The sequence below is a fragment of the Paenibacillus lacisoli genome (assembly GCF_030580655.1).
Classification (GTDB): Bacteria; Bacillota; Bacilli; order Paenibacillales; family Paenibacillaceae; genus Paenibacillus; species Paenibacillus lacisoli.
The window spans coordinates 357256-369607 of record NZ_JAUQTB010000003.1; the positions used below are offsets into that span (position 1 = coordinate 357256).

Here is a 12352-nt window from a genome sequence, read left to right on the forward strand (position 1 = left end):
ATGCGCCGTTATCTTCGCCTGTATCTGGTTGCAGGCAGCCCCAACTGTCTGATCCATCCTGATCTTATCCTGCAGGAGGCCATCCGGGGCGGTGTGACCCTCTTTCAATTCCGGGAGAAAGGGCCCGGAGCGTTAACTGGCATGCCCCTTATTGAACTGGCACAGCGCCTTCAAAAGGTATGCCGCAGTCAAGGCGTTCCCTTCATTGTGAACGACGACGTGGAGCTGGCGCTGACCGTGGACGCGGATGGTGTCCATGTCGGCCAGGAGGACCTCGCAGCGCATGACGTACGGACAAGGATCGGCAGCAAAATTCTGGGCGTATCCGCTCACTCTGTTGAAGAGGCCAGGCTTGCGATAAGTGATGGCGCTGATTATCTTGGCATCGGTCCGGTGTACCCGACGGAGTCCAAGCCGGATGCCCGCGCTGTACAGGGTCCGGGGCTGATCCGGCGTCTCCGCGAGAGCGGCATAGACGCACCGCTGGTGGGCATTGGCGGCCTTACAGCTGCCAATGCGGGTACCGTGATGTCCGCAGGCGCTGATGGTATCGCCGTCATCTCGGCCATTACCGCAGCGGCCTCCCCGCAGGCCGCGTCTGCGGAGCTCTGGAAGGCGGTGAACCGGAATGGGGAATGAACCTGTGCAGAACCCGGCGCTTCATCCTCCGCTGGGCGGAGCTGCTGCCGCAGCGTATCTGGAGCCGAATGGCTCCCCGCAGCAGCAGGAGAACAGAATCCGGGTCGAGGAGAAGCTCTCGCCCTCCCGGACGCTGCTGTACGGCGTCCAGCATGTATTCGTCTCCAATGTATGGCTTGACCCGCTGTTTATTGCTGCTGCGGCAGGACTGCCGCTTGCGCTCGCCAGCAATCTGGTCAATGCCATCTTCATTGGAGCTGGGCTGGTGACCCTGCTGCAGGCTGCGAGGCTCGCCCGTCTGCCGATCATTCAGGGTCCGTCGGCAGCCTTTGACGCGCTGATGATCTCGGCCGGCAAGGCCGGCAGCCTGGCTGCGGCCGGGGGAGCCATTCTCATCAGTGCGCTGGTGGTGTTCCTAGCCGCGGTCACCGGCCTGCTCGGCAGGGCTTCTGTCCTGTTCCGTCCGGTTGTGTCGGGAACCGTTATTTTTATCGTTGGTATTGCCTTATCGGGATTTACGCTGTCCGAGTTTCTCGGCGGTTCACCAGGTACGCCTGGTTTTGCATCAACGCAGACACTGATGATGTCACTCCCGACTGCCCTGATCGTTATTATATTGTCTTTGTTTGGCCGCGGCATGCTCAGGTCATTCGCCTTCCTGATCGCATTGATCGCCGGAGACTTCATTGCGCTGCTGTTGGGGCGGATTGAATGGGGTTCCATTGCGGACAAGGCGTGGTTCGGTCTTCCGCAGCTGCTGCCTTACGGTCCGCTGGAGCTGAACTGGCCGGTGTTTCTGACGTTCTTCATCGCTTATATCGCAGCGGTTATCGAAGCGATGGGCGTGTATCAGGCAGCGGCGCAGATTACGGATGCGGACCTGAATCCAGGCCAAATCCGCCGCGGATTCGCAGGGGAAGCTGCCGGTTCGGCCGTATCCACACTGTTTGGCGGATTCCCGACGACAGCCTATGGGCAAAATGTCGGTCTGCTGCGTCTGACACGGATCGGCTCCCGTTATCCCGTTATGGTTGCAGGTGCGCTGTTTCTGGTGCTTGGTTTTATACCCAAAGCGGGGGCGGTACTTGCACTGACGCCAAGTCCGGTGATCGGCGGTATTTTTCTGCCTGCGGCGGCATCTCTGATATTCACCGGCTTGTCTGGTCTGATGCGCATGGAGCGTACGGATGCTAATTTCATGATCGCCGGTTTGTCCATCCTGCTCGCGATCTCTCTGCCGGCTTATGGCGGCGGCTTTCCGGGAATGGCGGGAACGCTTCTGTCTAACAGTGTGATCGTGGGCGCGGCATCCGCCATTATCCTGCACCTTATTCTCATCGATTTGCCTCGTGTTATTCAGAAGGGGGAGAGCTGATATGAGAGAAGAAGCCGTATTGCTGACTGAACGCATCCAGGCTTATATTCTGAACCCTATGGAAGAAGCTCCTGCAGTAGAAGAGGAGCGGTTTAACCGCCTCACGCTTGAACTATTCGCTTATCAATTCCGGCATCAGCCTGTACTCCGCAAGTATATGCAGTCCCGGCGCCGTACTCCGCTTACGGTTCGGCACTGGAGCGAGATTCCGCCTATGCCGATCCGCGGCTTCAAAGATCTGGTCCTCTCCTGTGAACCTGCCGGAGAAGCAGAAGCAGTATTCATGACCAGCGGCACGACAGACCCGGAACGAAAAGGCAGACATTATCATCCAACCCTGAAGGTGTGGGATACCTCCATGAAGACGGCGTTTCGTTCCTATGTCCTGCCGAACCGCCCGGACATGTCTATGGCAGTCATCTCACCCGCCGAGGACATGAACCGGAACTCTTCGCTGTCCCGCTATCTATCCATGGCGGTTCAAGCCTTTGGCACCGGGAAGAGCCGCTTGTTCTTCGGGAATGAGGGCCTGGACAGGGAGGGATTGAAGGCATTTCTCGGCGATATGGCAGAGCGGGGAGAGCCGGTTATGATCTTGGGCGCTACATTTGCATATGTCCATCTGCTCGATGACCTGCTGGAGCGGGGACTGTGTTATCAGCTGGCAGAAGGCAGCCGGATCCTGGATACCGGCGGCTTCAAGGGGCAGTCGCGGGAGGTGGAGATGGAGCAGCTCTATGCCGACCTCCAGAAGACCTTGGGTATTGGCCGGTCGCAATGTGTCAACATGTACGGAATGACCGAGCTGAGCTCTCAATTCTACGATCTGACGCTGTCCGCCGGAGGTGGGACGGCAGTGAAGAAGGGCGGCCGATGGATACGGACACTTGTCCTTGACCCGGAAACCCTGCAGCCTGTCCGCACAGGCCAAACCGGTGTGCTGGCTCATTATGACCTGGCCAACTGGAACTCCTGTCTGGCAATTCTGACCGAGGACCTTGGGCGTAAGACCGATGAAGGCTTTGAACTGCTGGGCCGCATGGAGGGTGCTGAGGCCAAAGGATGCTCCATCGCTGTGGATCAGCTGCTGCAGGCTCAAAAGGGATGAATATGAGTACGCATGGGGTAGACGGGATCCCGTCTATTGTCGTCGATTTATGCTGGCTCCCTGATGGAATTAACATTGGGCAGTGGAGAGAGCAGGTCCTGGCAGCTGAAGGAGAACATTATCTGCTGAGATCTCCTGTGCTTGATGCCGATCAGGTGAGGGGAATTCAGCTTGCTATAACTGCGGCCCGGAACGAGCATATTCATGAAATGACAGTTGAGCGGCTTGTTGACTGGATCGATCAGGCGGTCTGCCGCTGGCTGGACCCGGCTTATCCGCTCCGGCAGCTGGCCGAGCGGCTGCTCCCGGTGGTTACGGGTTACCATGCGGAGATGATCCGACTGGAGCTGAAGCGTTATATGCGGAATTTCCGCCGGAAGGAGCTGTGGCGGTTTCTCGAAGAGGAGCTTGATCCGCCAGCTATGCTGGATGGCTTCCACCCGCGCAGAAGCGGCGGCATGAGCCGGGCGTACGGCCCTGAGCTGATCTTTCACGTCTTCGCCGGCAATGTGCCAGGTGTCCAGCTGTGGAGCCTCGTGATGGGTATTCTCGTCAAATCAGCCAACTTCGGCAAGACGTCTGCAGCCGAGCCGCTGCTGCCGGTGCTCTTCAGCCGGACGCTGGCCGAAGTAAATCCGGCATGGGCACGGCTGCTGGCTGTGTTGCCCTGGAAAGGCGGCAGCGAGGAGCTGGAGCGTGCTGCCGCAGGAGCCGCCGAGGCCGTCGTCGTCTATGGCTCGGACCATACGGTCCGCTCCATAGAGGCTCTCCTGCCTCCGCATGCCCGTCTGCTACGATACGGGCATAGAATCAGCCTGGCCGTTATCGGGGCCGAGGCCTTGAGGCCGGACCTCTATGTACGGACGGTCCGTCGTCTGGCCGAGGATATCGCGCTCTACGACCAGCAGAGCTGCATGTCGCCGCAGGCGGTCTTCGTCGAGAGCGGCGGTTCGGTCGATGCCCGCAGTCTGGGACGGCTGCTCGCGGCAGAGCTGGAACGGCTGGAGCGTCGCTGGCCGCGGGCCGAGCTTGACCCGGAAGAAGCGGCCTCCATCCGTAAAATCCGGGAGCAGTACGAGCTGAGAGCCCTGGCTTCGGATGAGGCGGGTCTGCAGGTGCTGGCCAGCGAAGGAAGTACCGCCTGGACGGTGATCATCCACGATATGCCGGGCCTGCAGGGGTCGCCCCTCAATCGGACGATCCATATCTATAATATCGACCGTCTGGAGGATACACCCCCGCTCCTTGCGCCGCTGCGCCCTTATCTGCAATCCTGCGGTACAGCGGTGGCTCCAAGCCGGCTGCAGCCGCTGGCCTCACTTTTGGGGGCCGCAGGCGTAACCCGAATCAGCGCAATCGGGGATATGACCCGGGCGGCGCCCGGCTGGCATCATGACGGGCGCTTTAATCTGCTGGATCTGCTTCGTTTCGTTGATATTGAAGCGGGCGCCGAACAGGACGCCGAGTTTTATGATCCCGATGTCGAGTAGGCCGGTTAAGAATAGGGGAGACGGAATTCATATGAAGCTGAATGGTCAAATTGTGCTGGTTACCGGCGCGAGCCGGGGCATTGGTGCCGAAATTGCCCGCGCCTGTGCCGCTGAGGGTGCAGCTGTCATTGTAAATTACAAAAGTCGTGCCGAGGCCGCGGAACAGGTGGTCGAGCAGATCCGCCGGAAAGGAGGAACGGCAATTCCTTATCCCTGCGATGTAACCCGGGAAGATCAGGTGCGGGAGATGGCTGAGGCTATTGTTGAATCCTTTGGCCGGATTGACGTGCTGGTGAACAATGCGCTGTCTCACTATACGTTTAACCCGAGAGTACGACGCCCGGCATGGGAGCTGGACTGGTCTCATTACAGCACTCAGCTGGAGGGAAGCCTGCAGGGGGCTTTTCATACGATATCTGCTGTCATGCCGCATATGCAGTCCCAGGCTTCTGGGAGAGTGATTAATATGGTCACCAACCTGATTGATTTTCCAGTCATTCCTTACCATGACTACACGACGGCCAAGGCCGCGCTGCTGGGTTATACCCGCGGGCTTGCCAAGGAGCTGGGAGGGTTCGGTATTACTGTGAATGCAGTGGCACCGGGTTTAACGGCTTCGACGGATTCCAGCAGAGATACGCCGGAGTCTGTCAGGGAACAGATCCGGGCACTGACCCCGTTGGGCCGCCTTGCGGATCCCAGTGATATAGCAGGGGCTGTGCTGTTCCTGGCTTCAGACTGGGGCAAGTTTCTGACAGGACAATGCCTGCGTGTGGACGGCGGTCTGGTGATGTCATAAATTAAGGGATTCGTTTGTGAAGAGGGCGCCTCCTTCAGCCGGAAAAATGGCTGGCGGGGTACCCTCTTTGCTTGTTACAATCAGGTTTGACAGTGTCAGAAAAAAACAAATTCGCCATGTCTAGGTTCGGGGGAACGAAACCTGTACATGGCGAATTCTGGGAGTAGTCCATGATATGGCATTGAGGAGGAAGTTTATGCACTTCATACCTTTTAAAATGCCTTGCTTATTAATACCCCGGCTTAGGAGGGGCGAAACAGCTAGAATTAATTTTTTATCACCAAGAATTTATGTTCGTGCTGGAGGAGGAAACGGGATGCAGAGCCATCAGGATCAGAGGCTGGAGCAGCTGATGCAGGAAAATGATTATATTCATGTAGCGGACGGGGTTGTGCCTGCCGTGTGCCCCCTGGATTGTCCCGATACGTGCGGGCTGCTGCTGCACAAGGAGAAGGGACGGATTGTGAAGGTAACCGGGAACCCGGATCATCCGATCACACGCGGCGCCATCTGCAACAAGGTACGGCATATGGCTGAACGGGTCTATCATCCGGAGCGGCTGTTGTATCCGATGCGTCGGACCGGCCCCAAGGGAGAGGGCAAGTTTGAACGGATCAGCTGGGATGAGGCCATCCGCGAGATAACAGACCGCTATAAGGATTTGATCCGGCAAAACGGACCGGAATCGATTCTCCCCTACAGCTTCTATGGGAATATGGGGATTCTTAGTGTCGACGGCATGGACCGGCGCTTCTTCAACGCCTTGGGGGCAAGCCGGCTGGAGCAGACGATCTGCAATGCGGCGGGGAATGCCGGCTGGGTGGCGACGATGGGCTTCAACGGCGGAACGGTTCCGGAAGAGACCGAGCATGCCGAGCTGTTCATCGTATGGGGCGGCAACATTGTCAGTACGGCGATGCACCAGGTCGTCATGGCCGAAAAGGCCCGCAAGCGGGGAGCCCGTATTATCGTAATTGATGTTCACCGCAACCGCACCGCCCAATGGGGGGATTGGTTCATCCCGCTCTTTCCGGGAACGGACGCGGCACTGGCTCTGGGAATGATGCATGTCCTGTTCGAGCGGGGGCTGACAGATGAGGCTTTCATGGCTCAGTATACGACAGGGCATGAACAACTGCGGGAGCATGTCAAAGCATACACACCGGACAAGGTGTCTGCCATTACCGGGGTGCCTGCCGAAGATATTATCCGGCTTGCCGAAATGTACGGCCAGTCGGGATCGGCTTACATTCACATCGGAAACGGCCTGCAGCACCATGACAACGGAGGCATGAACGTGCGGGCGATCACCTGTCTTCCGGCCGTTACCGGACAATGGAAGCGGCGGGGCGGAGGAGCAGCACGCTCCAACAGCGGTTATGCAAAGCTGAACAGCGCTGCCCTGGAACGCCCGGATCTGCGCCCGGATGATGGTGTACGCTCCATCAACATGAACCGGATCGGGGCTGCCCTGATGGAAGCCGATCCGCCGATTCGTTCTCTTTTTGTCTACTGCAGCAACCCGCTCGTCGTTGCACCGGATACGGAGCAGGTCGAGCGCGGGTTTGCCCGTGAAGATCTGTTCACGGTCGTGCATGACCTGTTCATGACGGATACGGCCCGCTATGCGGATATTGTTTTGCCTGCCGCGTCCTCTTTTGAAGGAACGGACATCTATACCTCTTACTGGCATCAATATGTTCAGCTGCAGGAACCTGTCATTGAACGGATCGGAGAGAGCAAGACGAACGTGGAGCTGTTCGCTATGCTGGGCCGGGCCATGGGCTTCGATGAGCGGATTTTCAGTGAGACTGAAGAAGAGATGATCCGCCGGGCGCTCGATTACCCGTCTAACCCTTATTTGCAGGGTGTGACCTGGGATGGGTTGAAGGAACAGCGGTTTGTGAAGCTGGATATGACGTCTTATACCAGGTATCTCGACGAGTTGGGGACACCATCCGGCCGGATCGAGCTGTACTCGGCAGCGCTGGAACGCAGCGGACTGCCGCCCCTGCCCGCCTATATACCGCTGGTGGAGGGATATGACGGAGAGCGCAGACCTGGCCCCCTGGAGCGTTATCCGCTGATGTTCATCTCATCGCCGAATCATCATTTCCTGAACTCGACCTTCGCTAATGTAGACAAGCATCAGAAGCTGGAGCGCGGGCCCCAGCTGCAAATGCATCCGGCAGATGCCCGGGAACGCGGCATTGAGGACGGAGATATGGTGACGGTATGGAATGACCGGGGGAAGATTGAAATGCCAGCCAAGGTAAGTGACCTGATGCTGCCAGGCACAGTAATCAGCCAGGGTCTGTGGTGGGGCAATCAAGATCGGCCGCAGCGGGTCAATGTGCTGACCCCGGACCGGCTGTCCGATATGGGCAAGGGTGCGACCTTTTTCTCTGCCACTGTCGATGTAAAGCGTCAATGAGTGTGCTTGCCGCTGCCGGCAGGTTTGATGGATACTGAATGCTGGATATGTCGTAAACAGGCCCCGTCAGGGGCCTTTTTTGCGGCTGGGCGGCATGATAAGATGGGGATGAGTTGAAATGTCATATTTATCATAGCCAATAGTTGAACTCAGACCTGAAGGAGATTTGTATGAGATGGTTGGATGATTATCCCAAGGAAGTGAAGGTTTTTCTAGGTGCAAGCCTGATTAATGCGGCAGGCAGTGCGTTAATGTGGCCGCTGATTACGATGTATATCTTCGAAGAGCTTGGACGGACGATGTCGGATGCCGGACTGGTTGTGCTGGTGCAGTCCCTTGGCGGAATCTTTGGACAGCTGGTGGGCGGCGCGCTGTATCACAGGGTAGGGGTGAAAAGGCTGATTGTCGGTTCCCTTGCTCTTAATGCCGCTGGGCTGGCGACGCTGCCATTTATCAGCGGTTACTGGTATGTGTTCATGGCGATGATGGGCTTCATCGGGTTCTGTAATGCGGTATCCATGCCTGCAATACAGGCATTCATCGGGTTCCGCTTTGCGGCACGCCGCTCGGAGCTGTTTAATGTTGTGTATGTGGCGAATAATATCGGTGTAGCTCTCGGAACGGCGCTCAGTGGTGTGCTGGCCGAGATTTCCTATCATCTCAGCTTTATCTTGAACGGCGCTACTTCAGCCGTTTTCGCTGTTTATTTCTTCCGCTACCTCAGCCGGGTGGACCGGGAGGAGGGTGAGGTGCATCTGTCCAAACGCAAACGTTCACCGGATACGCCTCCGGCCGCAGCACTTCTGCGTGATACCCGAATTTATCTGTATATTGGCATGGGTACGATGTTCCTCTGGTTTGGCAACTCGATCTGGAATAGCGGCGTTTCCCCGTTCATTATAGAGAGTGGTATGGAGAAAAGCATGTACAGTCTGTTGTGGACGCTGAATGGAATCATGATCTTCGTAGCGCAGCCGCTGACGACGCTGATCAAGCGTCTGTGTGCCAAAAGTTCCAGCGCGCAGCTGATTGCGAGCGGTATTTTCTATCTGGCGGCTTACGTGGTGATCCTGGGCATCCAGAATTACGGAGGGATGGTGCTTGCGATGATCCTCGCTACATTGGGGGAGATGCTCATGTCTCCGGCCATTCCGGCGTTTATCGCGGATCACTCCGGCAAGGGTGCGCCGTTCTATATCGGTCTTGTCGGCGGTATTGGATCGGCTGGACGAGTTGTTGGCCCTTATGCGATGGGTGTGCTGTACGACGGGAACGGACTGAGCCCGGTTGCCTGGCTGGCCGTATCTGCCGCTATCGGCTGTGTTGCTTTCTATGTGCTTCATCTCGTGCTGAACCGAAGCCGCGTCCATGAGGCAGAACTGGAATACAGCGCATAAGTCAGACTATTAAGAATAAAAGCTGGAATGCCCCGCCTCTGGCGGGGCATTTGTTATAGCGCCTGACAGCGTAAGAGGCAAAAGAATGCTAAAAAAAGGGATGTCCGGGGATACCAAGACTGCGGTAGAGCCTCTTCTGTTCGTGAAGGAACAGGCTGTTATAATGGGTGTAAGTAAAACTCGAAAGGTGTCGATACTGTGGCTACCCTAAAAACCAAGCAAATGCTGCTGCGTCTCTCCCAGCTGAAAGATGCGGGCCAGCTGATGGACCTGGATGCGCTGATCTGGGATGTGCATACTGCGCCGGCCCCGGTCATATGGAGAACGAAGGAACTATTTCTGCGGAGTTCACCCCCAGGTTCTCAGATTGTTGCAGTCGATGAGGATGAACGGCTGTGCGGGTACTTGGGTTTCCGCCATCCCATGGGAGCGGAGAGCAATCGGCATGTCTGGGAGATCGCTGTTGCGGTTCATCCGTCTTATCAGCGCCAGGGCATCGGACATGCACTGATGAACAGCATCAAAGGAGTGGCGAGGGAGAAGGGAATTCGCAAGCTGCGTCTGCGCGTGTTGTCCAGCAATACGGCAGCCATCTCTTTCTATAAGCGCTGCGGGTTTGTGGAGGAGGGGCGCCTCGTCGGCGAATTTTATCTGGAGGAACAGTACGTGGATGATGTTCTGATGGCTGTTCACATCCGGTGAACTGCACGTTTCTGATCAGACCCAGCGGGTAAACAAGAGGGAGTACGTGAGTGAATCTGCCGAAAGGGGAACCGAACATGGACTTGAATCTGAATGGAAGAAAAGCGCTGGTGCTGGCCTCCAGTCAGGGGCTAGGCAAGGCGATTGCAGCTCAGCTGGTGCAGGAAGGTGCGGATGTTATGCTTGCCAGTCGGAGTGTGGAGAAGCTGAAGCAGGCAAAGGAAGAATTGTCGGCGCTCGGGGACGGCCAGGTGGAGTACTGCGCAGCGGATGTAACGAACAGGGAGGATGTGGATACGCTGGTGAAGCGGACGAGTGAGCTGTTCGGGCGGATCGATATTCTGGTATGTAACGCCGGGGGGCCCAAGTCGGCCAAGTTTGAGGAACTGCTGGATGAGGATTGGGAGCAGGCGTTCCAGCTGAATTTGATGAGCACCGTCCGCATTATACGGGCAGCGCTGCCCCACATGAAGGGATTGGGCGGTCATATCATCAATCTGACGTCCACGTCCATCAAGCAGCCGATTCCAGGACTTGTGCTCTCCAATACGTTCAGGCTGGGGGTGGCCGGCCTCACGAAGACGCTATCGGAAGAACTCGCGCCTTACAGTATTCTGGTGAACACTGTAGCACCGGGACGGATTGGCACAGACCGGATCGCCCAGCTGAACGCCAAGCAGGCTGAGCGGCAGGGCATCAGTGTCGAAGCGTATGCAGAACAGAGCCAGAACGAGATTCCGCTCGGGCGGTTCGGCACACCCGAAGAGTTTGCGAAGTCCGTAGTGTTCCTGCTGTCAGGGGCCAATACGTATATCACAGGTACAACCCTGGTGGTCGATGGCGGTCTGGTAAAATCACTGTGACGTTATAAGCATAGGAAGGAGGCCGCGTTGCGGCCTTTTTAGCATGGATTGATCTATATTCTGTGTAAGTAAATTTTAGTGGATATTCATAGCCTTACTCTTCAATTCATCCAGGATACGCTGACTGTTCTGATACTGCGCACGGTAAGGCTCCGGCATTCTCTGTTCATCAACAGGTCCTGCACTCGGATTGATATGGGCCTGCGCCAGAGTGCTCTCCTGCCGGATCATGGCCTCGATATAGGCATCATACTCGGCCGCCGAGAGCTTATCCTTGATGACAATTTCATGGTTGAGGCGATCGAAGTAAGGCTGAATATCAGCGTATTTCTGCTTGACCTCCGCCCGTACTGCGGGCGACAGCTGAGAGAAGTTGATCTGCTGGTGGGCATCGCCGTATTGCAGCTTAGCAGAGGTTAGCTGCCGGGCCAGCTTTTGAAAAGCCGGGTAATCATCGCCCAGTTCACGCGACGCTCCCATAAATTTCATTCCGGCAGTAACATACTCCTGCATCGTCACGTTAACTACTGCTTTCTGTAAATTCTGATAGGAGCCGTAGATCCGGTCCGCAAAATGCTGGTTGGAGAATGCAAGGGTCAGCGCGGCAGTACTACCGATAATGGCGACTACTGCCATTTGCCGAACCCTTTTATTTCTGTGGAGTGTTTTTCGGCGCGTTGACAGGCTCTGGCGGATACGGACATCCAGCTCTTCCGGAGGATTAATCCGGCTGCTGCAGCTGTGCAGGGATTGGCGAATGAGAGGTTCGATAGACATGGTAAGATTCCTCCTGCCCGGGACGCTGCCCGAGTTGTTTTTTGAGCTTTTGCAGAGCGGCATGGTGACGGGATTTCACCGTTCCCAGCGAGATTTCGAGCAGCTGGGCAATTTCTTTAAAGCTGTACTCCTGGTAATAGCGAAGCACCAGCACAACACGCAATTTCTCGGATAATCGGGAGATTTGGCGCATCATTTCATCGCGGGCTTCCTGCTGGAGCACGGGCTGCTCTGAAGCGTTGATCACCGGATCGGCCGTATGCTTCGAACTGCTGAAGATCCGCCAGCGGAGAAACTGCATCTGCCGGAAGCTGCTGATCTGCCGCAAGGCTACACCATGCAGCCAGTTGCGGAAGGGGGTCCCGGGCCGGTACGTGCGAAAGCTTTTCCAGACCTGGACATAAATTTCGTTCGTAACTTCAACGGCGTGCTGCCGGCTGCCCATCAGCATACATACAGTCCGGTACAAATCCTGTTTTGTCGCCTGGTATAATTCTTCAAAGGCAGCATCCTCGCCGTCTCGCATACGATTGAGAAGGCCGATGATATCGTCATTATTCATGGTTGAGTGGTCCTCCTTTCTGCGTCAGTGTCATTCAATACACTGTATATTGCAAAGTTTTGCCAGAAAGGTTCGATAAATGGCTTAGGAATTTCAATTTCAGATGAAAATAAAAAAGGCCGCAGCCGGTATGGCTGGACCTTAGATGGAATTGCTATTCATGGCTGCACGCACCTTTCCAGTCCTCCGCTCTTGAGCAAAGCCTG

General features: G+C 56.4%; 11 protein-coding genes. 9 read left to right on the forward strand and 2 right to left on the reverse strand.

Annotated elements, in window-relative coordinates:
- From thiE to Q5741_RS08620, 9 genes are all read left to right on the forward strand, one after another.
- Positions 1-639 (forward strand): thiamine phosphate synthase, encoded by a 639-nt coding sequence (gene thiE, locus Q5741_RS08580; protein ID WP_305023823.1) that lies wholly within the window; start codon positions 1-3, stop codon positions 637-639.
- Positions 629-2014 carry a uracil-xanthine permease family protein gene (locus Q5741_RS08585; protein WP_305023658.1) on the forward strand — a complete coding sequence of 462 codons (1386 nt, stop codon included), beginning with the start codon at positions 629-631 and terminating at the stop codon, positions 2012-2014. Before thiE ends, Q5741_RS08585 begins: the two co-directional genes overlap by 11 nt.
- A 1-nt stretch (position 2015) precedes the next feature.
- Positions 2016-3122 (forward strand): LuxE/PaaK family acyltransferase, encoded by a 1107-nt coding sequence (locus Q5741_RS08590; protein WP_305023659.1) that lies wholly within the window; start codon positions 2016-2018, stop codon positions 3120-3122.
- A gap of 2 nt (positions 3123-3124) precedes the next feature.
- A complete protein-coding gene (locus Q5741_RS08595) occupies positions 3125-4612 on the forward strand; it encodes an acyl-CoA reductase (RefSeq protein ID WP_305023660.1) in 1488 nt (495 codons plus the stop codon).
- A 31-nt stretch (positions 4613-4643) separates the two neighbouring features.
- Positions 4644-5411: a 3-oxoacyl-ACP reductase gene (locus Q5741_RS08600; protein WP_305023661.1), complete on the forward strand. Its 768-nt coding sequence runs from the start codon at positions 4644-4646 to the stop codon at positions 5409-5411.
- Between the two features lie 352 nt (positions 5412-5763).
- Entirely contained in the window at positions 5764-7845 is a 2082-nt protein-coding gene (locus Q5741_RS08605; RefSeq protein WP_305023824.1) for a molybdopterin-containing oxidoreductase family protein, read from the forward strand.
- Positions 7846-8015: 170 nt separating this feature from the next.
- Positions 8016-9242: an MFS transporter gene (locus tag Q5741_RS08610; RefSeq protein ID WP_305023662.1), complete on the forward strand. Its 1227-nt coding sequence runs from the start codon at positions 8016-8018 to the stop codon at positions 9240-9242.
- Between the two features lie 222 nt (positions 9243-9464).
- Positions 9465-9944: a GNAT family N-acetyltransferase gene (locus Q5741_RS08615; RefSeq protein ID WP_305023825.1), complete on the forward strand. Its 480-nt coding sequence runs from the start codon at positions 9465-9467 to the stop codon at positions 9942-9944.
- 77 nt (positions 9945-10021) lie between these two features.
- Entirely contained in the window at positions 10022-10807 is a 786-nt protein-coding gene (locus tag Q5741_RS08620; RefSeq protein ID WP_305023826.1) for an SDR family oxidoreductase, read from the forward strand.
- 75 nt (positions 10808-10882) lie between these two features.
- Here Q5741_RS08620 and Q5741_RS08625 read toward each other — a convergent pair whose 3' ends face one another.
- Positions 10883-11584, reverse strand: a complete 702-nt coding sequence (locus Q5741_RS08625) for a DUF3600 domain-containing protein (protein WP_305023663.1) — start codon at positions 11582-11584, stop codon at positions 10883-10885.
- Positions 11529-12146, reverse strand: a complete 618-nt coding sequence (locus Q5741_RS08630; RefSeq protein WP_305023664.1) for a sigma-70 family RNA polymerase sigma factor — start codon at positions 12144-12146, stop codon at positions 11529-11531. Before Q5741_RS08630 ends, Q5741_RS08625 begins: the two co-directional genes overlap by 56 nt.
- Between the last annotated feature and the right edge of the window lie 206 nt (positions 12147-12352).